The sequence below is a fragment of the Acinetobacter towneri genome, from assembly GCF_017498585.1.
GTDB lineage: Bacteria > Pseudomonadota > Gammaproteobacteria > Pseudomonadales > Moraxellaceae > Acinetobacter > Acinetobacter towneri.
Genome location: NZ_CP071766.1, coordinates 278,155 through 302,002 on the forward strand (window position 1 = coordinate 278,155; position 23,848 = coordinate 302,002).

At 42.5% G+C, this 23,848-nt stretch carries 21 protein-coding genes; 6 read left to right on the forward strand and 15 right to left on the reverse strand.

Annotated features, from left to right (window positions below):
* Positions 1 to 2 precede the first annotated feature (2 nt).
* The 6 genes from gmk (at position 3) to bfr (ending at position 4,892) form a co-directional block, all read left to right on the forward strand.
* The gene (gmk, locus tag J4G44_RS01355; RefSeq protein WP_004974513.1) at positions 3 to 626 is read left to right on the forward strand and encodes a guanylate kinase; all 624 of its coding nucleotides are present in this window, start codon (positions 3 to 5) and stop codon (positions 624 to 626) included.
* A 76-nt stretch (positions 627 to 702) separates the two neighbouring features.
* Positions 703 to 984, forward strand: coding sequence for a DNA-directed RNA polymerase subunit omega (gene rpoZ / locus J4G44_RS01360; protein ID WP_004809957.1), 282 nt, complete (start codon positions 703 to 705; stop codon positions 982 to 984).
* A 222-nt stretch (positions 985 to 1,206) separates the two neighbouring features.
* Positions 1,207 to 3,309, forward strand: coding sequence for a RelA/SpoT family protein (locus tag J4G44_RS01365; protein ID WP_207973774.1), 2,103 nt, complete (start codon positions 1,207 to 1,209; stop codon positions 3,307 to 3,309).
* Positions 3,310 to 3,430: 121 nt separating this feature from the next.
* A complete protein-coding gene (locus J4G44_RS01370; RefSeq protein WP_004809961.1) occupies positions 3,431 to 3,814 on the forward strand; it encodes a RidA family protein in 384 nt (127 codons plus the stop codon).
* 171 nt (positions 3,815 to 3,985) lie between these two features.
* Positions 3,986 to 4,180 (forward strand): bacterioferritin-associated ferredoxin, encoded by a 195-nt coding sequence (locus J4G44_RS01375; protein ID WP_004974511.1) that lies wholly within the window; start codon positions 3,986 to 3,988, stop codon positions 4,178 to 4,180.
* A 247-nt stretch (positions 4,181 to 4,427) separates the two neighbouring features.
* Positions 4,428 to 4,892: a heteropolymeric bacterioferritin subunit Bfr gene (bfr, locus tag J4G44_RS01380; RefSeq protein ID WP_131260631.1), complete on the forward strand. Its 465-nt coding sequence runs from the start codon at positions 4,428 to 4,430 to the stop codon at positions 4,890 to 4,892.
* Between the two features lie 171 nt (positions 4,893 to 5,063).
* Here the strand turns inward: bfr and J4G44_RS01385 are convergent, their stop codons facing one another.
* The 15 genes from J4G44_RS01385 to J4G44_RS01455 form a co-directional block, all read right to left on the reverse strand.
* Positions 5,064 to 5,357, reverse strand: a complete 294-nt coding sequence (locus J4G44_RS01385; RefSeq protein ID WP_179989812.1) for a type II toxin-antitoxin system RelE/ParE family toxin — start codon at positions 5,355 to 5,357, stop codon at positions 5,064 to 5,066.
* Positions 5,350 to 5,592, reverse strand: a complete 243-nt coding sequence (locus J4G44_RS01390) for a type II toxin-antitoxin system ParD family antitoxin (protein WP_019836164.1) — start codon at positions 5,590 to 5,592, stop codon at positions 5,350 to 5,352. The genes J4G44_RS01385 and J4G44_RS01390 overlap by 8 nt, the downstream gene beginning before the upstream one ends.
* Before the next feature lie 218 nt (positions 5,593 to 5,810).
* Positions 5,811 to 7,442 (reverse strand): PglL family O-oligosaccharyltransferase, encoded by a 1,632-nt coding sequence (locus J4G44_RS01395; RefSeq protein WP_207973775.1) that lies wholly within the window; start codon positions 7,440 to 7,442, stop codon positions 5,811 to 5,813.
* A gap of 153 nt (positions 7,443 to 7,595) precedes the next feature.
* A complete protein-coding gene (tfpZ, locus tag J4G44_RS01400; protein WP_207973776.1) occupies positions 7,596 to 8,336 on the reverse strand; it encodes a TfpX/TfpZ family type IV pilin accessory protein in 741 nt (246 codons plus the stop codon).
* A 124-nt stretch (positions 8,337 to 8,460) separates the two neighbouring features.
* Positions 8,461 to 8,802, reverse strand: coding sequence for a pilin (locus J4G44_RS01405; protein ID WP_207973938.1), 342 nt, complete (start codon positions 8,800 to 8,802; stop codon positions 8,461 to 8,463).
* A gap of 70 nt (positions 8,803 to 8,872) precedes the next feature.
* Positions 8,873 to 9,352 (reverse strand): pilin, encoded by a 480-nt coding sequence (locus J4G44_RS01410; RefSeq protein WP_420830717.1) that lies wholly within the window; start codon positions 9,350 to 9,352, stop codon positions 8,873 to 8,875.
* A gap of 665 nt (positions 9,353 to 10,017) precedes the next feature.
* Positions 10,018 to 10,578 carry a TPM domain-containing protein gene (locus J4G44_RS01415; protein WP_207973778.1) on the reverse strand — a complete coding sequence of 187 codons (561 nt, stop codon included), beginning with the start codon at positions 10,576 to 10,578 and terminating at the stop codon, positions 10,018 to 10,020.
* A complete protein-coding gene (locus tag J4G44_RS01420; protein WP_207973779.1) occupies positions 10,572 to 11,675 on the reverse strand; it encodes a TPM domain-containing protein in 1,104 nt (367 codons plus the stop codon). The genes J4G44_RS01415 and J4G44_RS01420 overlap by 7 nt, the downstream gene beginning before the upstream one ends.
* A gap of 19 nt (positions 11,676 to 11,694) precedes the next feature.
* Positions 11,695 to 12,285, reverse strand: a complete 591-nt coding sequence (locus J4G44_RS01425; RefSeq protein ID WP_019836149.1) for a LemA family protein — start codon at positions 12,283 to 12,285, stop codon at positions 11,695 to 11,697.
* A 291-nt stretch (positions 12,286 to 12,576) separates the two neighbouring features.
* Positions 12,577 to 13,998, reverse strand: coding sequence for an FAD-dependent oxidoreductase (locus J4G44_RS01430; protein ID WP_207973780.1), 1,422 nt, complete (start codon positions 13,996 to 13,998; stop codon positions 12,577 to 12,579).
* Between the two features lie 91 nt (positions 13,999 to 14,089).
* Complete coding sequence (gene gltB, locus J4G44_RS01435) at positions 14,090 to 18,565, reverse strand: glutamate synthase large subunit (RefSeq protein WP_207973781.1); 4,476 nt, start codon at positions 18,563 to 18,565, stop codon at positions 14,090 to 14,092.
* A 585-nt stretch (positions 18,566 to 19,150) separates the two neighbouring features.
* Positions 19,151 to 19,996: a hypothetical protein gene (locus tag J4G44_RS01440; RefSeq protein WP_136143922.1), complete on the reverse strand. Its 846-nt coding sequence runs from the start codon at positions 19,994 to 19,996 to the stop codon at positions 19,151 to 19,153.
* Positions 19,997 to 20,006: 10 nt separating this feature from the next.
* Positions 20,007 to 21,086, reverse strand: coding sequence for a 3-dehydroquinate synthase (aroB, locus tag J4G44_RS01445; RefSeq protein WP_104852647.1), 1,080 nt, complete (start codon positions 21,084 to 21,086; stop codon positions 20,007 to 20,009).
* A gap of 18 nt (positions 21,087 to 21,104) precedes the next feature.
* A complete protein-coding gene (gene aroK, locus J4G44_RS01450) occupies positions 21,105 to 21,647 on the reverse strand; it encodes a shikimate kinase AroK (RefSeq protein ID WP_004974468.1) in 543 nt (180 codons plus the stop codon).
* Between the two features lie 37 nt (positions 21,648 to 21,684).
* The gene (locus tag J4G44_RS01455; RefSeq protein WP_179996007.1) at positions 21,685 to 23,820 is read right to left on the reverse strand and encodes a type IV pilus secretin PilQ; all 2,136 of its coding nucleotides are present in this window, start codon (positions 23,818 to 23,820) and stop codon (positions 21,685 to 21,687) included.
* Positions 23,821 to 23,848: the final 28 nt, after the last annotated feature.

Below are 23,848 nucleotides of genomic sequence, written 5' to 3' on the forward strand. Positions count from 1 at the left end.
TCATGTCGGGTCTATTGTTTGTCGTTTCTGCCGCTTCAGGAACAGGCAAAACATCCCTTGTTAAAGCCCTGCTTGAGCGTGTGAATAATTTACACGTTTCAGTTTCTCACACAACACGTGGTCAACGTCCCGGCGAACTCGATGGTGTGCATTATCACTTCACACAAAAACAAGATTTTATCGACTTGGTAGAACAAGGCGGTTTTATTGAGTATGCAGAGGTGTTTGGCAATTATTACGGCACCGCGCAAGCGACGGTTAAAGAGCAGTTAGCCAAAGGTCACGATGTGTTACTTGAAATTGACTGGCAAGGCGCTCAGCAAGTACGCAATCTTTTTCCTGAATCGAAGCAAATTTTTATTCTTCCACCAAGTCAGTTTGATTTACGCGAGCGTTTGTCTAACCGTGGCACCGATGCAGTCGATGTAATTGAACATCGTCTAGGCTGCGCAGTTGAAGACATGCAACAATATGTCAATTTTGACTATGTGATTATTAATGATGACTTTAATAAGGCTCTGCACGATTTAGAATCGGTGATTACGGCTAATCGTTTGGTGATGGCGCAGCAGGCACATCGTCATCAAGCCTTGATTCAAAAGTTAATTAGCCCGCCAAGCGCGTGATTAAAACTTGAGTCTATAAGCAAAGCACCTTATACTGCACAGTCTGTTTAAATTTATTATTCGAACGAGAATTCTTATGGCACGCGTTACCGTTGAAGATTGTTTAGACCATGTAGACAACCGCTTTGAGCTTGTACTAGTGGCAAGCAAGCGCGCGCGTCAATTGGCACGTCAAGGCATTGAGCCAACTGTAGAGTGGGACAACGACAAACCTACCGTTGTTGCTTTACGTGAAATTGCAGAAGGTCACGTTTCTAAAGACATTTTGAAACAACGTGATCAAGATTATCAAACTTCGAGTCTTGACCTCGCACTTTCAGCAAATAACTTGAATTTAGATGGTTTTTCTTTCCAATAAGAACGACTTTCTGAAAAAGCCTAGTTTTTTACTAGGCTTTTTTGTTGTCTGAACTTTAATCTTGCGCTAAAAACCGTTATAACATAAGGATTAAGACCTAATTTTAAATGGTCTAATGACCTTATGTTTTGGTACGAAAAAAATTGACAAGTCATGCAATATGCTTTTCATTATAAGGTCTAACTGTAGATTCGTTATCACTTGTATTTTAAAGGGTGTTATATGCCAGGCACGATGGTCAGCCAAGCCAAACAACAGCTTCAAGCCATGATCGAACCTTACCTTAGCGTAAGTGAAGTCGAACAGGTGCTTACGGCTTGCGATTATGCCGAGCATGCGCATGATGGCGTTACCCGTAAAAGTGGTGAACCGTATGTGTTACACCCGATTGCGGTCAGTTGTATTTTGGCGCACATGCGTTTGGATGCCGACACGCTCATTGCTGCCCTATTGCATGACGTCATTGAAGATACTGACTACAGCAAAGATGACATCACAGAAAAATTTGGACGCACCGTTGCCGAACTAGTCGATGGTGTGACCAAACTTAGCCATTCCAGCGATAAGGAATACAACAAGGCCGCATCGTTCCGTAAAATTCTGCAAGCGACCTTACAGGATCCACGTGTCATTATTGTGAAACTGGCAGACCGCTATCACAACATGACCACTTTAGATGCGCTGCGACCAGACAAACGCGCACGTATCGCCCAAGAAACCTTTGATGTATTTGTACCCATGGCACGTATCGTGGGTATGAATGAAATGGCAGATAACCTCGAACATCTGTGTTATCAAAATCTTGATTTAGATATGTATAACGATGTGCAAGCTGCCCTTTTGCACACCAAACCAAAACGCTGCGAATACCAATCTAAATGGGAACAAAATCTTGCCGACCTGCTGCAAGACAATCAAATTGCAGGCCGTATTAAAAAGAAAAATAACAATATAGAATTACTGCGCCACTTTGTTAAAAACGATATTGATCTACAAGAACTGACCCACAGCCACGCCTTCGAAATTATTTTGCAAAGCATTGCCGACTGTGACCGTTTGGCTGATATTTTACGTGACAGCTTTCAGGTCTTACATTATGAAGATCATATCCGTCGCCCACTGCCAGGTGGCAACCAATCGCTGATGATGCGTCTAAAAGGTGAGCAAACTACCTTATCACTCACCATTCAAACCGAATTGATGCGTAAAGCCGCACGTTTTGGCGTGGTCTTGGGTGAAAACGCACCACAAGCTTGTCGTTCTGCCATTCAAGCCTCTATGAAAAGCTTGAATGTGTTGATTGATGGTGAATGTGCCAAAACTACATTTAGCGATTTACTGGATTATCTGCACCAAGAGAAAATTCATGTTTATACCCCGCATGGACATTTACATGAATTGCCGCAAGGCGCCACCGCGGTTGATTTTGCCTATGCAGCCAGTTTATTCTTAGGTAACCACGCCGTCGGTACAAAAATTAATGGTGAAAGCAAACCGCTGTCAACACCACTCATCAGCGGGCAAGTGGTCGAAATCATCACCGATGTGTTAGCCACGCCAAACCCAGACTGGCTAAGTTTTATTAATACCCAAAAAGCCCGTCGTGCCTTACAAAATATTTTGCGTGATCAAGATATTGAAGAACAGCGTTTGGTGGGGCAGCAAGCCCTGAACCGTGCACTAAAATTATTTAATCACTCAATTCAGGACTTAACCGAAGCCGATTGGTTAAATGTGTTGCAATGGCGTCATATCGACTCCAAAGACCGCTTATTTGAGCAAATTGCGGTGGGTGACCTGTTGCCACAACTGGTTGCGAATCACATCTATGCACTCGATCAAGACAGCAGTGAACACTCTGACCGTCTGATTCAAGGTACAGAAGGTATTGACGTCAAATACGCACACTGTTGCAACCCTGTGCTGGGCGATCCGATTCAAGGGAATTTATCACGTCGTGGCTTGATTGTGCATCGTGCGCGTTGCAACAACTTACTGCATGAGCAACATCAACATCCTGAAAATATCATGCCGCTACAATGGACTTCAGAAGATGTCGATGATGTGAGTTTTACGGCTTATCTCAGCATTGATATGGATATGAATGACGAACAAATTTCCGATTTGATCTATCAATGTCGTAAGGCCAAAACGGGAGTAGAAATGGTACGCAGCCATGATGGTAAAACCCACGTGAATATTGTGGTGAATAACCGTAAGCAAATTGCCAAAATTATTCGTGATTTGCGTATGCACTTCGGTTTTCCACGAATTAGCCGCTTAGCGCGTCCCATCAGCATCGCAGAAGAAGCCAAAGCTTGTTAATTAATGTGGCTGCATTGTTTACTGTGCCGCACATTCACCGCTTTTGCATTATTGACTCATCAGGCTACTGAAAGGTAGTCGGATGGTCTATGATGTTCGTACATTATTTTAGGAGAAATCAATGTCTCGCCAAGTCATCCATACTGAAAATGCACCTGCAGCAATTGGTACTTACTCTCAAGCCATTTTAGTGGGCAATACTGTTTATTTATCAGGTCAAATTGGTTTAGACCCATACAGCATGGAATTGGTAGAAGGCATTGAAGCGCAAATTCGCCGCGTATTTGATAACTTAAAAGCCGTTTGTGAAGCGGCGGGGGGCTCTTTGGCCGATATTGCCAAGCTCAATATTTTCCTGACTGATTTATCTCACTTCCAATTGGTCAATCAGATTATGGGTGAATATTTTGCACAACCTTACCCCGCGCGTGCAGCCTTAGGTGTGGCCAGCTTACCTAAAGGTGCTTTAGTTGAAATGGATGGCGTGGTGATTATCAATTCATAAGTCATTATCATTCAAATACTTAAAAACCAATAAACGATGCCACCTATTAAGTGGCATTTTTTAATTCAAAAACCCAATTACGATAAATGACTTTTCAAATGATTTTTATTGACAAACGATAATAATTATCAATAATAATACTTATCTTATTTCATTATTGTGGTTGCATTCATGTACGTTTGCTTATGCCGTGGTATTACAGATCAAGACATTAAAGAAGCCGTTGCCAATGGTGCAGACAGCTATCGTGAAATTCGCGATATGTTTGACTTGGGCACCTGTTGTGGTCGCTGTGCGCCTGAAACTCGCGCCATCATTAGCGATGAAATTGCACAAATTGCGTCTCGTCTTGCCGTTGCTGCCTAAAACTGACGTTTTATTGTTCTCCCGCATTTCAGTATTATAATTTTAACTCGGTGTTTCCTCTCCCGCTTTCGACTACAGCGGGTTTTTCTTATCTTACATTTCTTCACACCGCCTAGCTAATTGTTTTTGATTGCGATTTTCATTTGCCGTTCTATAAATCACTCGCCATTTTGCCCAGTCTTGTTTAAGATAGAAATATAGATTGCCTTAAGCGGTTTAAGGCAGAAATTGTTGATGGAGTGCTGCAATGAAAGGCAATCGTGATGTGATTAATCAACTCAACCAAGTTTTGTATCATCACCTGACTGCAATTAACCAATATTTTTTACATTCACGTATGTTTAATGATTGGGGCATTGAACAACTCGGCTCGGCCGAATATAAAGAGTCGATTCGTCAAATGAAACATGCTGACAAAATTATTGAACGTATTTTATTTTTAGAAGGGCTGCCAAACTTACAACACTTGGGCAAATTGTATATCGGTCAGCATACAGTTGAAGTTTTGAACTGCGATGTGCGTAAAGTCCAAGAAAATATTGAAGCAATCCAAAAAGCGGTGGTTTTGGCAGAGCAACAACTGGACTATGTAACCCGTGATTTGGTTCAGGAAATTCTAGAGAAAGAAGAAGAGTACTTAGACTGGGCAACGACACAGCTTGATTTGGTTGAAACGGTAGGCATTGAAAACTATATTCAAAGTCAACTCTAAAATTCATCTCGTTTCAATCGCACAAAAGACTGGTTTTTCCAGTCTTTTGTTTTTAGAGAAGCACTTTAACTACAATTCAGCATCTTCCTCATCTCTCATGAAGATGTTTTCAATATCAATTTATATTTTTGCTGATACACATTTTTAATTCTTGGATTTATAAAAAAGTATTTATAACGCAAAAAAATGTTTCATGGGATGCATCTGTTGATGCAATATCCGAATAATAAAAATGCCATAATCCTGTTTTTTATAAAAAATAGCATGTTGATGATGATCATGACGGCGTATTCCCTCGCCAATATCTACACATACATAACCAATCAATGGTGAACTCACTAACAAATGAAAGGTATTTTCCAAATGTTGTGTGTATTGGTCAGCTTGAGCTACACCAAAATTAAGTAAGGTGTATTCATAAATAGCAGTGAAATCATCGACAGCTAAATTAGATAGTTTATACACGATGCTTCTGCTTCACTTGAGCAGCAATATCTTTTAGGCTGAGTGTACTTTCTCCACTGTTCTCACCTGCTTCAATCGCTTGCTTTAAAGCTGCAGTTTGATTTTCTTGCTGTTCCAATAATCTTAATGCAGATCGCATCACTTCACTGGTTGAACCATAACGTCCAGATTCAATCAGTTTGCTCACGAAGTCATCGAGTTGTGGGCCAATTGTTACACTTGTAGTTCTCGCCATCAGCATGCCTTATTGTGTGAATAGATCATACAATTCTAACACAACTCCCTTTATCTGAACAAAAGTTCAGCATCTCTTTAAATTTTCGCACATGAAATCAATTTTATAATGAATACCCCCTCTCTTTTTAAAGAGAAGTTGGGAGAGATTTTCAACATTGAAAATTTTCACCATATTTGGCTCACTATTTTCAAATCCCCCTCCTTGCGCTACACAAATCAGCGCTGCTCTGCCTCATCCAATAAAGTCGCATAATCTACATTGACCTGCCACAAAGTGCTTAACAACCATAATTGCTTTTTGGCTTCAGCTTCATAACCGTTAAATGCTAATACGCGTGCATATTTCAATAAATCGTAGCGGGTTGGATAATTCAACACAATTTCATGAATATCCTGTAATTGTTCAGGTGTTTGCTGGCTATACGGATTTAATCGAATCCACGCAATGCGGCGGTTAAATTCTTCGAGTAACAAAATACGGTCTTGATTGGTGATTTTTTCAGGTGTGTGTTCGTAGCGTACCGACTGATTCAGTTTTGGCACCATTACTTCATAATCACGATAAATCAGCATCAACAACAATGCACCAAGTACAAATGTACTGCGTAAATATATTGCAGATAAAGTGAAGCTTTTTAACACCCGTTGTGACTGAACCATGCCAATAATAAAACCCACAGGCAGCAAGAAGTAGGCATAGTTTTGTGGAAATTCCAGCATAGCATGTACGCTAAATGCACCGACCATTAAAATCCCCACAACCGATTCCACCGATTGGGTATATTTATGCAACTGGTAGCCCCAATAACCCAGATACGCCAAAAATGGCACGCCGAGTATCACACCATTCCAAAGTAAAAAGTCTAAAATAAAATTATGTGCGCTACGAATCCACACAGGACCTTGCACAAATTCACTGATCGTCACATAAGCCACACTGGTTTGATGCCAACCATAGCCCCACCACGGTTGATGTTCAATTGCAGCGAACATTTGCTGCCAAATCGCCAAACGTGACATATCGCCTGTGGCACGTTGTACCACATCACGAGATTGCACCGAAAGGTCTGCACTTTGTGAGAGCAATTGACTAAAAGCAGGTGCGATAAAAATCAGCCCGATAAATGCGGCAAACCACAGCAAGCTATAGCGGTATTTAATCCGCATCACGCCACGGTATTGTTGATAGCTCAAATACGTCAAGATACACAACGATGCCAACCATGAAGTGCGCGATTGACTCAATACCACACCGACCAAAATCATGGCAGCTGCAATCACAATCCACATGGTTTTAAGTTTTTGTTTTTCGTATAAATACAGGCTTGCCATAAGAGACATCACTAAAAAGGTCGCCATGTTATTCGGTTGAGCAAAATTGGCATAAGGACGTTGCCCGATTTTAATATCCACCATAATCGGCAGGTATTGATCGAGTGTGAGCCACTGGCAAATCGCCATGAATGCGGTAATACTTCCTACGCCGAGTAGCACATAGCTAAAACCTGTAAAGATGCGTTCACGTTCGATGCTGTTTTGAGTGAGGTTATAGCCCAAAATGATTGCCAGCCAAAAACTGAAGATATACACGCTGCTGAGCAAGGCTTTGTCAAAGAAGTAGACCAAGCCAAAGCCCCACTGAATGAGTGGAACACTGCACAGTGCCAGTAAGGGCAGGCTGATTTTGGGTATTTGTAGTTTTTCTTTAAAAAGGCTGGCTGCGAGAGCAAACAAGGCAAAAAATGCGTAGAGTTCACCTGTATAGGTGACCCACGGGCGGTAGTGAATGGGCAATAGCCATGCAAGGGAGATGAGGATGGCAGCCAAAAGTAGCAATGCAGATTTCATAGAAAAAATAGATCAAAAAACTGGCTCTATCTTATATTTTTTTAGGCAAGATGATAGTGCCTTGTGTAGCAAGTTTGATTGGAATTCTACCAGTTTCGAAATGGAATAATTGTGTGGGGGAATACTTAAACTCCCCATTTTTAACTTAAGAAATTATTTCCACGGTCTTAAATCTACTATTTTGATGATAGATGCGGATTCTTTATTGACTAAGACCACCATATCTATAGCATTGGCTTTTAAGGGTAGCCATGCATCGGCTTTTGGATATTTTGCTAAAGTTTTTTCAACGTCTGTCTTTGAGTTGTACCCTTGCAATTCTACAAGCGGTAATGCACGTTGTTGGATTTGGGTTTTTGCTTGAGTCAGTTCTACATAGCGTTCTGGACGCTGTGAAATTGAAATACCGCTAAATACTTCTGCAAACATTTCATCATTGCGTTGTTGTGTATCTTTGGCAAATTCAGTAGCCACATATTGCGGTTTAAACCATGAAGGTTGTTGGAATTGTTGCTGTGCTTGCTGAATATTCGTATCAACTAATTCATTTTTTCTAACCAATTCAAAACGATCTACATTATAAACCAACCATGCAGGGCGACCTTGTTCGATACTAAACACCCCATAACACAAAGCCACAATTTGAATGAAAATAATGACACCTAGGTCAAATTTGAGTGTTTTTTTACCTTCTTTATAGACCAATAGACCTAAAAGTGGTCCTAAAATGACGTCGATGACCAAGAGCATTAAAAAAATATGAGTCACGCCAACAGCTGTCGCAAGTGATGATGGATACCAAATAAAAAAGACCAATCCAATCACTAGCAAAGCCAAACTAATGGAAATGATTAGATGAGATAAAAAAAACTTTGTTCGTTTTGTTTTTGCCATTTTTGATACCTCAATTTCACTACACATCTAAAATCTGCATTATATTAATGGCAATTTAAAGGTAAGTAACGAATATTTATTGTTGAGCTACTACATGACCATTCTATTTGTTGAGTTGTACTATTCAGACTTGGTGTAAAACTAGCGTACCCGTAGCACTCGGTGAATTTGTCGTTACAGTAATTACGCCTGTGTAATCTTCTATGGTTAAATTACTTATATATTTATGTGAGTTGTTTGAAAATTGATAACCTATATTTGAGGCAGTTACTGCAGTTAAATCTTTTTCACTTATCGCTGCTTCTGTAACAGCAAGTTGGGCAATTCTTGCCGCACCAATCACTTCCAGCATTTTTGTTTTAGTCATATGTCGATTATATTGAACCAATGCAAATAGAATAAGAATGCCAATAATTGCAACAATAATCAAAACTTCAATTAAAGTGAACCCTTTGATTTTATGCATATTATAATCTCTTATATTAATAATTGAATGAAAAAAAAGCAGCCGAAGCTGCTTTTTTCTAATATTAAAATTAACGGCAGTTAGAAGGAGCAAGTTTTGCAGGTAAAGTACCTACTGTAGCACCAGTAACTTTAGGTGTAGCACCTGCCGCAGCACATTGCCATTGGATAGCGTCAGCAGGAGGGGTATAAGCTGATGAACTATCTGGTAAAGCTGTACCTGCACCAGTAAATGGAATTAATACCAATGTATTTTCTGTAGCAGCAGCAATAGAAGTAGAATACGGAATTGAAATTGCACCCGTAGTACCGCTGATTGTAATTGTGCCAACATTAGCTGTTGTTGCTGGAGCAGTCCAACCTAAACCATAAGCCACACCATTTGAAGCATTTTCTGTTACAGCAGTTTTAGCGCTAGCTGCCAATGACAAGCCCTCAGTCACTTTTGCACGTTTAGTGTAATCCTGATAAGCAGGAATCGCAATTGCAGCCAAAATACCAATGATCGCCACAACGATCATTAATTCGATAAGGGTAAAACCTTTTTGCATCGTCTTCATAAACATTCTCCACAAATGTTTGTTAATTTAATTATAAGCTTTGTAAGCTATTTTATACTTAGCACTAAACGTGCCAACTTTTATTATAGACAATTCTCACAAAAAAACAGCACCTTACACATAAAAAATTTAGAACTTTTAATTTGACTGTGTATTTTTGTTAAAAAGTGACAAATATTGTCAATTTCAAATTATAAATTTAACAAATTTTGTCATTTTTTTGCGAATTACATCACATTTTTATATTTTGGAAATAAATTCATCACATATATATTTGTATTTTTGATCTAAATTTCAGCAAATTTAACTTATGTGCAGTGCTTATCTTTTGTATTGATGAGACATCCCCTTTTTGAAAAAAGTGAGTCAGAGGTAGTGAAAGCTGCCAATGTTTAAAATCTCTCCTAGCCTCTCTTTAGAAAAGAGAGGAACATTCATTATAAAATTGATTTCATGTGCAAACATGCTTTTCAAGCTTCCTCCCTTTATCAAAGGTGAGCCGTGTATGGTAACAATTGCCAATATCCCAAATCCCTCCTAACCTCCCTTTTAAAAAGGGAGGAACCCTCATTGCATTCTTTCTTGCGCACAAACTTAAAGCCATGCTTAAATTTGTGCTCAGGAAGGAATTAAAATAAGAAAAACACCAACAACCCTCATCCCAAAATAATCGGCACATTCCCCAATTCATTTTGCTGATCTAGCAGCTGGCGGTCATAAAACACATCCAAAATTTCACCAATTTCTTGCACACCTGTGATTACCGCTTGCCGATATTGCTGCTGTGCCAAACCCTGCACAATATGCGCACAGAGCTCATCCCATACCTGTTGCGTGGTTGCTGTTTTAATGCCACGGTCAATCACAATTTCCACTTTGCGTTCACACAAATTCAGATACAGTAAAACGCCGCTGTTTAGTTCGGTATCCCAAACACCCAATTCTGCAAATAATTGGCGTGCACGGGTATGCGTATCTACCGCATACGCCAACCGCGATGGTAAACAGCCTTCAATCACCACCTGAATTTCCCCCACATGCCCATGCTCGGCAGCAGTCACCGCTTCTGCAATGGCATGCTGATCCTGCGCATTAAAGAAACGCTTAGTAGCAGGTAAATAAAAGAAATGCTTCAGCCAACGCTTTACACTCGGACGCGCTTCAATGTCAATTTTCGGTTGAGTAATAATTTCTGTTGTATCTGTTTTGGTTACCATGATCCTGATGCTCCTCCCCCACCAAAGCCACCACCGCCGCCGCTATAGCCACCGCCACCAAAACCACCGCCACCACGTCCGCCTCCACGTCCTGCAGAGGACAAGAAAATTTGGAAAATGGTCTGTGCAATGGCTGTGATGAGTAAAAAGAAAATTCCCGCGCCAATCATTAAACTGGTGATTAAGCCTGCACCATTGACCAAACCTGCCACTGTACCTGCCACGGCAGCGGTTGAAGCACTTAAGCGTTTTCCAACAATCAGTGAGCCAATTACCCCTGCAATTAAAATAAATAAAGCAGTGCTCAAGGTTTTTTCACGCGCCTGTTGTTGTTGCAAGGCTTGTTCCTGACGTTGTTTCAACTCTTGTGCAGCCTGTGCGGCAACTTCAGGGTCTAGGTTTAAAATCCGTTCAATTTCTGCTAAGCCTGCATCAATACCTTGTGCATATTGGGCTTGTTTAAAATAGGGGGTAATGCGCTGGTTAATAATACGGCTCACTACAATATCAGGCAGCACGCCTTCTAGACCATACCCCGTTAAAATCTGAATACGGCGGTCATTGACTGCTATTGCCATTAGCAAACCATTGTCTTGCTTGGCAGAACCAAGTTGCCATTGTTCTGCGACACGCATAGCAAAATCAAAAATATCTTCCTGCCCTGTGGTCGGTACAATCACCACGCCAATTTGCGCTTTGGCTTGTTGATGTAAATTTAAAATCCGCTGGCTGATTTGCTGTTTTTCTGTGGCAGTCAGCAAATTGGCTTGATCGACTACGGGCTGATTCAAGGTCGGCAAAGCGCGGATGGACTCACCCTCTGCCATATCATTGGCAATTTGCGGTTGCTGAACAGGTGCTTCTACAGGTGTTTGCTGAGTGCTCGATGTAGACTGGCGTGAGTTTGCAAGATCTGGGATGGGATTGGCAGTTTGAGGATGCTGTTGCTGCACAATTTTACCCAGCACCACAGCTTCGGCATTTTCATCAGTTGCTGTAGCAACTTCACTATATGCCAAGCCACTAAAACACATGACAACCATCAGCAGCAGCATCTGCGCTAGACTCATGTGGGTCTTGCTGTGCGATTGCAGCATCCAGACATCCTCCTAGTCGTTATTCAAACGAAACTTTCGGTGCTGTTTGTGCGCTTTGTTCGGCACTGAAGTTTGGTTTGGTGTCCATACCAATGACTTTTGCGGTCATCACTTGCGGGAACTGACGTGCATAGCTGTTAAAGTCTTGCACTGTGCTGATGTAACGGTTACGCGCCACGGCAATACGGTTTTCTGTGCCTTCTAGTTGTACTTGTAAATCACGGAATTGCTCATTGGCTTTTAAGTCTGGATAATTTTCAGACACCGCAATTAAACGTGATAAGGCACTGGTCATTTGCGCCTGTGCTTCCTGATATTTCTGGAATAACGCAGGGTCTTCCAATACCGACTTATCCACTTTTAAGCCTGCGACATTGGCACGTGCCTGAGTGACTTCAGTCAAGACTTGTTCTTCATGTTTGGCATAGCCTTTGACTACATTCACCAAGTTTGGCACTAAATCGGCACGGCGTTGATATTGGTTTTGGACTTCTGACCAAGATGCTGTTACGGCTTCATCTTTCACTTGTAAGGTGTTATAGCCACAGCCGCTTAATGTCAAAGTACTGGTTAAAGCCACCGCGAGCATGGTTTTTTTTGTGAAATTCATAGATTAACCTCTAAATTTTCTTTGTATTTGTTTGAAATGATTTCATTCTAACGTGAAATTCTGACCTGTTTGTGTATTTTGTTTAATCGAGCGAATCACCAAACTGTTTACATCAAACAATAACCTTGTACAGCAGATTGAATTGATATTGAAGTTTCAGCTCTTAAACCTTATATGAATCAGGGATGGCAATATATTCCGCAAGAAGATGAGCGGGATAAAATATCCAATAAAAAAGGACTGAATTCCTTAAAACTCAGCCCTTTCTAGATCTAAGCAAAGCAAACTCGTTTAGAGCTCTAAATAATCTAAAATACCTTCTGCCGCCTGACGACCTTCCCAAATTGCAGTCACGACCAAATCAGAACCACGCACCATATCGCCCCCTGCAAAAATTTTCGGGTTTGAGGTTTGGAACTTAAAAGTTTGTTGTTCTGCTGCCAGCACACGACCAGAACCGTCTACTCCAACATTGGCAGAGGCAAACCAATCTGCAGGGCTGGCACGGAAACCAAAAGCAAGCAAAACGGCATCTGCAGCTAAAACTTCTTCGGAACCTGGCACAGGCTCTGGGCTGCGACGACCACGACTGTCAGGCTCACCCAATTGAGTCGTTACCACTTTCACACCTGTGACTTTACCATTTTCACCAACAATTTCAATGGGTTGACGATTAAATAAGAAATTCACCCCTTCTTCACGGGCGTTGGTCACTTCACGACGTGAACCTGGCATATTGGCTTCATCACGACGGTAGGCACAAGTGACTTGCTGCGCACCTTGACGAATAGAAGTACGGTTACAGTCCATGGCAGTATCTCCACCACCCAGTACAATCACTTTTTTGCCTTCAACACTGATGTATTCTGCAGGGTCTTTTTCCCAGCCTTGGCAACGGTTGACATTGGCAATCAAGAAGTCCAGCGCATCATAAACACCATCTAAATCTTCACCAGCAAATCCACCTTTCATATAGGTATAAGTGCCCATGCCCATGAACACGGCATCGTAATCTGCAAGCAATTGTTCAATCGTGATATCTGTACCAATTTCGGTATTTAAACGGAATTCAACCCCCATGCCAGAAAAAATTTCTCGGCGGCGTTTCATCACGTCTTTTTCCATTTTAAATTCTGGAATACCAAAGGTGAGCAAGCCACCAATTTCAGGGCGTTTGTCAAAAACTACTGGTTTGACGCCATTACGCACCAAAATATCAGCACAGCCCAAACCTGCAGGGCCTGCACCAATAATCGCCACTTTTTTATCGGTCCATTTCACATGCGACATGTCTGGACGCCAACCCAAGGCAAAAGCAGTATCATTGATGTACTTTTCGGCATTGCCAATGGTCACTGCACCAAAACCATCATTTAAGGTACATGCGCCTTCACACAAACGATCTTGTGGACAAACCCGTCCACAAACTTCAGGCAAAGTATTGGTTTGATGACACAATTCTGCTGCCTGAAAAATACGGCCTTCCGAAATCAGTTTAAGCCAGTTCGGAATGTAGTTATGCACAGGGCATTTCCATTCACAGTATGGGTTACCACAGCCCAAACAACGATGGGTCTGATTGGCTGCCACTTCTGCAGTAAACGGTTTATAAATTTCCACAAACTCATTTTTGCGGACATCGAGATCTTTTTTCTCTGGATCTTGGCGTGCTACATCCAGAAATTGAAAGTCATTATGTAGGCGTTCTGCCATGTCTTTCTCCGTAGGTGGATGTGGATAACGCGACATTTACACTGGGTATAAGTCTAAAGTTATCCACATCTGCCGAATGCTGAGTCGTGGATTATTGTGGATCTGCTTGGGTGGTTTTCAACAAAGTCTGCAAGTTTGCAGCTTTTGGTTTTACCAACCAGAATTTACGGCTATAGAAATCAAACTCATGGCGGATTTTATATGCCCACGCACTACCTGTTTCGGCAATGTGTTCATCTAAAATACGTCCTAAGAATGCTTTATGTTCTTCCATCGCTTCAGTCGAAATACGATTCAGCTCAATCAGTTCGTGGTTGTAACGATCTACAAAGTCATTATCCAAATCCAGTACATAGGCAAAACCACCTGTCATACCCGCACCAAAGTTGTGTCCCACTTTGCCCAATACCGTGACAATCCCGCCAGTCATATATTCACAGCAGTGGTCGCCTGCACCTTCAATTACCGCAAACGCGCCCGAGTTACGCACCGCAAAACGCTCGCCCGCAGTGCCCGCAGCAAATAATTTACCACCAGTTGCACCATAGAGGCAGGTATTACCAATAATGGCTGTGTTTTGAGTTTGGAATGGCGAACCTTTTGGTGGGAAGATGGAAATACGTCCACCCGCCATGCCTTTACCCACATAGTCATTGGCATCACCTTCAAGTTTGATATGCAAACCACCTGCATTCCAAACACCTAAAGACTGCCCTGCAGTACCTGTAAGATTCACTTTGACAGGATGATGTTCCATGCTCAAGTTACCATAACGACGCGCAATTTCACCTGAAATACGCGCACCAATTGAACGGTCACAGTTGCTCACATTAAAGTAATATTCACCACCTGTACCTGCTTCAATTGCAGGCAACATCTCTGCAATCATTTTTTCAGCCAAGATGCCTTTGTCAAATGGCGCATTGCCTTCAACTTGACAGTATTGCGCTTTGCCTTCTGCCGCAGGGTGTGATTCTAACAAGGCACTTAAATCAAGATGTGCATGTTTTTCAGTTTCACCTGGTAAAATTTCCAGTAAGTCGGTACGACCAATCAAGTCTTTTAAGCTCGCCACACCCAATGCTGCTAACCATTCACGTGTTTCTTCTGCAATGAAAGTGAAGAAGTTGATCAGCATTTGTGGTTCACCAATATAGTGTTCCTGACGCAAATGATCTTGCTGCGTTGCTACACCAGTAGCACAGTTGTTTAAGTGGCAAATACGCAAATATTTACAGCCTAAAGCAATCATTGGTGTTGAACCAAAACCGAAGCTTTCTGCACCTAAAATTGCAGCTTTAACCACATCTAGGCCAGTTTTTAAGCCACCATCGGTTTGCACACGAACTTTGCCACGCAAGTCATTCACACGTAGTGCCTGATGCGCCTCACTTAAACCCAACTCCCACGGCGAACCTGCATGGTGAATAGATGACAGTGGCGATGCTGCTGTACCGCCATCATAGCCCGAGATGGTAATGAAGTCGGCATAGGCTTTGGCCACACCTGCTGCAATGGTCCCCACCCCTGGTTCAGATACCAACTTGACCGATACCATGGCTTGTGGATTGACTTGTTTTAAATCAAAAATCAATTGTGACAAGTCTTCAATCGAATAAATATCGTGGTGTGGTGGTGGTGAAATCAAAGTGACACCTGGCACAGAGTAACGCAAACGTGCAATCAAGCCATTCACTTTACCACCCGGTAACTGACCACCTTCACCTGGTTTTGCACCCTGCGCCACTTTAATCTGCAACACTTCTGCAGATGTTAAGTAAGCAGGTGTTACCCCAAAACGTCCCGAAGCAATCTGTTTGATTTTCGAGTTACGAATCGTGCCATAACGCGCAGGGTCTTCACCACCCTCACCTGAGTTTGAACGTCCACCAATTGTGTTCATCGCAATCGCAATCGCTTCATGTGCTTCTGGTGACAATGCACCCAAAGACATCCCCGCAGAGTCAAAACGCGGTAAAATTTGCTCAACCGATTCTACTTGATCTAAGGCAATTGAATTGTCTGTTTTCAATTTAAAGAGATCACGAATGGTCGCGATAGGGCGATTGTTCACGATTTCTGCATATTCTTTAAAATCTGCATAATTGCCAGAACGTACCGCTTTGTGTAAGGCATTGATCACATCTGGGTTAAAGGCATGGTATTCCTTGCCAAAGACAAATTTCAGCAAACCGCCCTGATCAATTGGCTTACGTGATTTCCACGCAGTGTCTGCCAGTTTTTTCTGATCATTTTCAAGGTCGGCAAAAGTAGCACCCTGAATACGGCTCGGTACACCAATAAAACAGGTATTCACCACTTCAGCAGACAAACCAACCGCTTCAAATAATTGTCCACCACGGTAAGAAGCTACAGTTGAAATACCCATTTTTGATAAGACTTTGAGCAAGCCTTTTTCAATGCCTTTGCGGAAATTACTTTGCGCATAGACTGGGTCACCCAATAACTCACCTTTGGCAATCAAGTCATTAATCACATCATAAGCCAAATATGGGTACACTGCGGTTGCACCAAAACCGAGCAATACTGCAAATTGATGTGGATCACGGGCAAAGCCAGTTTCGACAATAATGTTGGCATCGGTACGTAAACCGACTTGAATTAAGTAGTGATGTACCGCACCTGTGGCCATGACGGCATTGGCAGGCAAATAACCTTCACGGATTTTTTTATCAGTAAGCACCAATAAAGTTTTTCCATCACGCACCGCTTGCGCAGCTGCTTCACAAATACGCTGAATAGCAGCTTGCAAACCTTCACTTTCTGCATAGTTCAGATCGATGTCGGCAATTTCATAGCCTTTACGCCCCAAAGTGCGAATCTGATGCATTTTGGAATTGGTCAGTACAGGGCTTGAAATAATCAAGCGGTCTGCATGTTCTGGGCCTTGCTCAAATACGTTTTGTTCACGGCCTAAACAGGTTTCCAAAGACATCACGATAGATTCACGCAATGGGTCAATCGGTGGATTGGTTACCTGTGCGAACTGCTGACGGAAATAATCCGACACATGGCGTACCTGACGCGACAATACCGCCATTGGGGTGTCATCCCCCATTGAACCCACAGCTTCCTGACCACTTTCTGCAATTGGACGCAATAACTGGTCACGTTCTTCAAAGGTCACCATAAACATTTTTTGTGCAGCTTTTAAGGCATCGCCTTTTAAGCCGTGGTCACATAAATATTCTTCAAGCTCTGGGCTACCTTGTAAACGGATTGAATTTTCACGTAACCATTCACGGTAAGGACGCATTCTTTTCAGATGGTTATTCACATCCTGCGTATCGAGCACTTTGCCAGTAAAGGTATCGACTACCAAAATTTGACCTGGACCAACACGTCCTTTAGAGATCACATCTTCAGGCTCATAACCCCATACCCCAATTTCAGAGGCCAAAGTGATGTAGCCGTTTTTGGTAATCACCCAACGTGCAGGACGTAAGCCATTACGGTCCAGCATACAAATTGCATGACGACCATCCTGAATCACCAGACCCGCAGGGCCATCCCACGCTTCCATGTGCTTAGAGTTGAACTCATAGAAAGCACGTAAATCGGCATCAATGGTTTCTACGTTCTGCCATGCAGGCGGAACCAGCATACGCAAGGCACGGAATAAATCCATTCCACCACCCACCAGAATTTCCAGCATGTTGTCTAAGCTAGAAGAGTCTGAACCTGTACGGTTCACAATAGGTTTCAGCTCAGTTAAACCTGGCAAAAGTGGGTTGTCAAATTTAGGCGTACGTGCCATCGCCCAGTTACGGTTTGCGGTAATGGTGTTAATTTCACCATTGTGTGCCAAATAACGGAACGGTTGCGCCAATGGCCAACGTGGTAAGGTATTAGTCGAGAAACGTTGGTGGAATACCACAATATGTGATGCCAAACGTTCATCGGCAAGGTCCGTATAGAAGTCTGCAATCGCAGCAGGCATCATCAAACCTTTATAGCTGATCACAGTTGAACATAAGGTGGTCACATAAAAATATGGATCAGCAGTTAATTGTTGCTCTGCACGACGACGCGCCAAGAATAACTTGCGATTAAACTCAACTTCTGTCACACCAATTGGACAGTTGACAATAATTTGCTCAAAGGCAGGCAAAGATTGCATCGCAATTTCGCCCAATGCCTCATTATTGGTTGGCACCACACGCCAAGCCAGAACTTTACAGCCTTCAGCTTCAATTTCTTTAGTCAGAATATTTTTAGCATGAGTCGCCAAGGCAGGGTCTAGGTTTAAAAACACTGTACCTACGGCAAAGATTTCGCTTAGGGTAATGTCACTTAAGCGTTTTGCCTCTTCACGGAAAAATTGCTTTGGCATTGCCAACAGCAAACCACAGCCATCCCCTGTTTTACCATCTGCGGCAATCCCGCCACGGTGGGTCATACAACTTAAACTATGAATAGCCGTTTTGACGAGATCATGGCTTGCATCACCCTGCATATGGGCAATTAAACCGAAACCACAGTTATCTTTAAACTCATCCGGTTGGTATAAACCTTGAGCGGGAGCTACAGTATTAGGCGATGGCATGTGCATAGCGTACCCTTCTTTTACTTGCCCAATTGGGCCAATTAAACAATCTGTTTTTGCGATTTAACTCAATTTACAACTCTAAACATCAACCTTGGGTAAATGAAATGTCACACATTTATTTCAATCAATACCGATTAAAAAGCCTGAGTGACCGATTCATCATTTACGCAACTTTTACACTTTAATGTAGCAGGCAAATTTGACAGTTTCGCACAATCATTGAATCTTTTTTGCGCCAAAATAGGGACAACAACTCAATTCACGCACCAATAAAAGCAAAAACAATGCCAACTTTATTTTTTATTCGCACATGAGCCAAATCTCAGCTTTAACCCTAAAAATGTAAAATCAGATCACATTTTTAAGTCAAATTCGCACTATTTTTGTGCATTTCATTATTTTTATACACCATGCTGCGCCATTTTAGAACGCATTTTTTAGTGAGAAGAATAATTTTTTTAGATCAAATTGGTGCAATTGAGCCAAAATAGCTCAATGCAAATAATAGACAAAAAGGATAAAGCTCAAGTAGCTATTTGAATGACTCGACTTGAGCTAAAAGAATATTGGAAGTGTTTATGATTAGTTAAAAGGATCGCGCACTTCAGGTTCAGGTGCATCTGGCTGAGCAGGTGCTGTACCACTTTGTGATTTTTGTACATCAACGACATTACCCTCCTGATCACGGCGGGTAATTGTAGTGCTGGTGGTACTATTTTGCGGTGCAACTGCCTGCGTAGTCGGTGCAGTCGTTGTGGTTGCAGGTGGACGTGCCAAAGCACTTTCATCTATTTTAGGCACAGCTGCTGGACGTAAATTTACCGCATATAGCTTAGTGCTCAGCCCCATTTCATCCGCCCCTAAATCATTGACATAAGGACGATAGTCAGCAAATTGCACCACAACAGGCTGAATCGTTTCAGGAAATTTGAATGGCAATGCGGTCAAAGTCTGTGCAGCGTCGCGTTTATTGCCAAAACTGCCATATAACATCACATATTGTTCAGCCTGCCCCTCACCGCTTAAACGGATATAAAACAGCTTGCTCCGATCTGTTTGCTTTTTAATAAAACTTTTAATGATGTTTTCATCATTGACCCGAAACAGTTCAATCGTGCTATTATTTTTTTGTTCCTGAATAAATTTAGTACCGCGAAACTCAGCCTCATGCAAACCAGAAGCCGTTAAACGCGTGGTGAGTTCCAAAGGTCTGACTTCTTCTTGCAAGCCACCCAAATAGGTGGTTGCAGCAACCTTCTCGGGTTGAATTTGTAATTCAATTTCAGACTCTGGTTGTTTTTCAATTTCAACCAGTTCTTCACGGTCTGTCACCGCCCAAAAAATCAGTGCCGCCAATAAACACAGCACCGCGCCCAGCAACCAAATTGACTGTTGAATTTTTTGCCAGTGTGTACGCAGTGCTGTCATATGCTGCCTTTTATGCTTGATTGGCTAAAATCGCCTGTTTCATCAATTCTAAGTCAAACTCTTTGGTGATGATGGCTTGACCCAATTGCTTCATGAGCACCAAACGTAATTGACCATTCAGCACTTTTTTATCGTGTGCCATATAAGCCAAAAACTGATCCAGTGGAATTTGCGGACATACTATCGGTAAATTGGCGCGAGAAATGATATTTTTTGTACGCTCTACATCTTCGGCAGAAATCCAGCCCATACGCTGTGATAAATCGGCTGCCATTACCATCCCTGTCGCAACAGCTTCACCGTGTAACCATTCACCATAACCCAAATAAGATTCAATTGCGTGCCCAAAAGTATGCCCAAGATTCAATAAAGCGCGTTCACCTTGCTCTTTTTCATCATTGGCAACAATACGCGCTTTATGTGCACATGAACGATATACCGCTTCTGCCAGTACAGCAGGATCACGCGCCACTAATGCTTCCATGTGCGTTTCAAGCCATTCTAGAAACTCGACATCACCCAAAAGCGCATATTTAATGACTTCGGCTAGGCCTGCAGACAACTCACGCTCAGGTAAAGTATTCAGTTGCGACATATCTGCCAACACCACTTGGGGCTGCTGAAATGCACCAATCATGTTTTTACCCAGCGGATGATTAATCCCTGTTTTGCCACCGACACTGGAATCGACTTGTGACAGTAAAGTAGTTGGTACTTGAACGAAGTACACCCCACGCTGAAAGCTTGCCGAAGCAAAACCTGCCATATCTCCAATCACGCCACCGCCCAAAGCCAGCACCGTACAATCACGGTTAAAACCAGCTTCCAGCAAGGCATCAAAAATAAGGGTGAGATGCTGAATATCTTTGTATTTTTCTCCATCAGGCAAAATACAGGTTGCCACTTTCTTGCCCAGTGCTTCAACAGCCGTCACATAGTGATTTAAATACAAAGGTGCAACCGTGGTATTGGTCACAATCATGACTTGCTGACCTTTAATATAAGGTGCAAGTAATTCTTGGGGTTGAAGATCACTGCCAATAAAAATTGGGTAACGGCGATCGCCAAGTTCAACGTGTAAAGTCTGCATGAAAAAGTCGCTTTCTACCTAAGATATTTGCTCTGAAACAATCGTATTTAAGATTTTTTGCGCCAAATCTCGCGCAGCACCCTGATTGGTTTCAATAATATAATGTGCCACCTCACGATACAACGGATCACGCACTGCAAGCAAATCACGTAATCTTTGTTCGGGGTTTTCGACTTGAAGTAAAGGACGGTTTTTATCGCGATAGGTTCGCTGAAGTTGAATTTCGACAGGGGTATATAGATAAACAACAATACCACGTTGTTTTAAGAAGTCTCGATTCGGGGCTTGAGTCACCGCGCCGCCACCTGTAGCAAGTACAAGTTTATGCCGTGTGGTTAACTCATCAATAACCGCTGTTTCACGACTACGAAACCCTTGTTCACCTTCTTTTTCAAAGATCCAAGGAATCGTAGCGCCAGTTTTGCGTTCAATTTCATGATCACTATCTAGAAATTCACGCCCTAACAATTCCGCCAAATGGCGTCCTACAGTGGTCTTGCCTGCCCCCATCGGCCCTACCAAATAGATATTTGGTAGGGTGTCAAACTCTTTGCTTAGCAAGGAGTCACCTATAAATTTTGTTTAAATTGAAAATATATTAATGATTTCTTGAAACACTGTCATTAACAATTCGTGGTGTAACAAAAATCAGCAACTCACGTTTGTTGTCCGACTTGATATCTTTACGGAATAAACGTCCGATATAAGGAATATCGCCCAAGAATGGAACTTTGGTTTGTGAGTTAGCCGTTTGTTGCTCAAAAATACCACCCAAGACCACAGTTTCACCATTATCCACCAAAACGTTGGTATTCACGGCGTTCTTATTAATGGTGAGCTGACCTGTAGGTGTAGGTGCACCTGGCGAGTCACTGGTGATATTTAATTGCATTTGGACTTTACCGTCAGGCGTAATACTTGGGGTCACATCCAAACTTAAAGTCGCATCAATGAATTCTGTGGTAGATACGGCATTGACACCACCACCTTCAGAAGATTGATACGGAATTTGCGTACCCGATGCCACTTTGGCATTTTGCTTATCTGCAGTCAGGACTTTTGGTGTCGAAATCACTTCACCGTAACCATCTGCTTGTAATGCCGACAACTCCAAATCGAGCATAAAGTCAGACAAGCTGATTAAACCAAATGCAATACGGCTGGCACCTGGACTGGTCACACCCAAATCGACATTCAGGTTTTGTGGACGTTCAATTTCGTACTTCCAACCACCCGTATCACTATCTTTTTCTGGTTCACGCAAGTTCCACAAAGTCGTATCGCTACCACCCACCAACAAGTGGTTATTGTTGGTAATCCCTTGTGACAAGATGCCCCACTTCACCCCCATTTCCTTGGTGAAATCTGTGGTTGCACGAACAATACGTGCTTCAATCATCACCTGCTTCACAGATACATCTAGCAAATCAATCATTTGACGAATCTGATCAATTTTTGCCGATGTATCGTTGATGATTAAGGTATTGGTACGTGGATCTACCGACACTGTACCGCGTGGACTCAACAAGCTACCAACGCTATCGCCTAATGGATCAGTACCTGTATTGGTATTTGAACCACCACGTGATGCATTCTTGCCTTGCGTAATTAGTTTTTCAATATCTGCCGCTTTGGCATAGTTCAATTGAATATATTCAGTTTGTAGTGGCGCCAGTTTCACACTTTGCGCAATCGCTTTGGCTTCTTCTTCTTCGGCTTTAATCAATTCAGAAACAGGTGCAATCCAAATCACGTTGCCATTACGACGCTTATCTAAGTTTTTGGTTTTCAGGATAATATCTAAAGCCTGATCCCAAGGTACATCTTTTAAACGTAAGGTAATGTTGCCTTGCACAGTGTCTGCTGCCACCATGTTAATGCCTGTGAAATCAGCCAATAACTGCAATACACGACGCACTTCGATGTCTTGGAAATCCAGTGAAATCTTTTTGCCTGTATAGCTTTGCGCTGCACGCGGTTTAAACGGGTTTTTATCGACAGGGCGTTTTAAGCTGATGGTTAGCTTGTCTTCTGCCTGATATGCCATATATTCATAGCTGCCCGCAGCCTGAATGGTAATCACGCCATTGCTGCCATCATTGTGTGCATCAATGGTCGACACAGGTGTTGCAAAATCATTTACATTTAAACGGCGTGCCAAATGTGTTGGTACTTTATTGCCTAAAGTACGCACCACAATTTTGCTGCCTTGCTGCTGCACATCTACAGGCGTATTGCTACCGAGTAGATCAATCACCACCTGACCTTCGCCTTCACCGCCACGCTGGAAACCAATATTGGATACACCTTGCGCACTACGTTGGGCAGTCACGGCAGCCACAGGGGTTGCCGTTGTTGAGTTGATTTTTAAAATAAAGGTGTTGCCTTCAACACGCGTGGTAAATGCGCCCGCATCGGCCAAGTTCACAGTTAAACGTGAACGCTGTGCATCTGAGCTTACCTCTACAGAGCTGGCTTCTTTGGTCGCGACTGCAACGCTGTTTTGCTTAAGCGTTTGTTGCGCTTTATCAAAATCTAAAATCAAGCGGGAAGGTTGTTCCAGCTGATATGCTGCAGGTTGAGGTGGCAAACCATTAAACATGACACGAATTTCGGTGCCCTGTCCCGGAATTTGCATGGGTACGATGTTGGTAATGCTGACTTGGGCATTGGCAACTTGCATCACTGCCATTGCGACTGCGCCCATTGAAAACTGACGGAACAAATTGTTCATTGTATTACCATCCCCAAAAATAAAATCT

Bases quoted from the DNA above. Each gene is read 5' to 3' on its own strand.
- J4G44_RS01420 (WP_207973779.1), bottom strand. From the start codon at position 11,675: ATGCTGCAATCGCACAGCAAGACCCACATGAGTCTAGCGCAGATGCTG.
- J4G44_RS01440 (WP_136143922.1), bottom strand. From the start codon at position 19,996: ATGACAGCACTGCGTACACACTGGCAAAAAATTCAACAGTCAATTTGG.
- J4G44_RS01370 (WP_004809961.1), top strand. From the start codon at position 3,431: ATGTCTCGCCAAGTCATCCATACTGAAAATGCACCTGCAGCAATTGGT.
- J4G44_RS01395 (WP_207973775.1), bottom strand. From the start codon at position 7,442: ATGAAATCTGCATTGCTACTTTTGGCTGCCATCCTCATCTCCCTTGCA.
- aroB (WP_104852647.1), bottom strand. From the start codon at position 21,086: ATGCAGACTTTACACGTTGAACTTGGCGATCGCCGTTACCCAATTTTT.
- J4G44_RS01365 (WP_207973774.1), top strand. From the start codon at position 1,207: ATGCCAGGCACGATGGTCAGCCAAGCCAAACAACAGCTTCAAGCCATG.
- J4G44_RS01425 (WP_019836149.1), bottom strand. From the start codon at position 12,285: ATGAATTTCACAAAAAAAACCATGCTCGCGGTGGCTTTAACCAGTACT.
- J4G44_RS01375 (WP_004974511.1), top strand. From the start codon at position 3,986: ATGTACGTTTGCTTATGCCGTGGTATTACAGATCAAGACATTAAAGAA.
- gmk (WP_004974513.1), top strand. From the start codon at position 3: ATGTCGGGTCTATTGTTTGTCGTTTCTGCCGCTTCAGGAACAGGCAAA.
- J4G44_RS01390 (WP_019836164.1), bottom strand. From the start codon at position 5,592: ATGGCGAGAACTACAAGTGTAACAATTGGCCCACAACTCGATGACTTC.
- J4G44_RS01410 (WP_420830717.1), bottom strand. From the start codon at position 9,352: ATGCAAAAAGGTTTTACCCTTATCGAATTAATGATCGTTGTGGCGATC.
- J4G44_RS01455 (WP_179996007.1), bottom strand. From the start codon at position 23,820: ATGAACAATTTGTTCCGTCAGTTTTCAATGGGCGCAGTCGCAATGGCA.
- J4G44_RS01415 (WP_207973778.1), bottom strand. From the start codon at position 10,578: ATGGTAACCAAAACAGATACAACAGAAATTATTACTCAACCGAAAATT.
- tfpZ (WP_207973776.1), bottom strand. From the start codon at position 8,336: ATGGCAAAAACAAAACGAACAAAGTTTTTTTTATCTCATCTAATCATT.
- bfr (WP_131260631.1), top strand. From the start codon at position 4,428: ATGAAAGGCAATCGTGATGTGATTAATCAACTCAACCAAGTTTTGTAT.
- J4G44_RS01430 (WP_207973780.1), bottom strand. From the start codon at position 13,998: ATGGCAGAACGCCTACATAATGACTTTCAATTTCTGGATGTAGCACGC.
- gltB (WP_207973781.1), bottom strand. From the start codon at position 18,565: ATGCCATCGCCTAATACTGTAGCTCCCGCTCAAGGTTTATACCAACCG.
- J4G44_RS01405 (WP_207973938.1), bottom strand. From the start codon at position 8,802: ATGCATAAAATCAAAGGGTTCACTTTAATTGAAGTTTTGATTATTGTT.
- rpoZ (WP_004809957.1), top strand. From the start codon at position 703: ATGGCACGCGTTACCGTTGAAGATTGTTTAGACCATGTAGACAACCGC.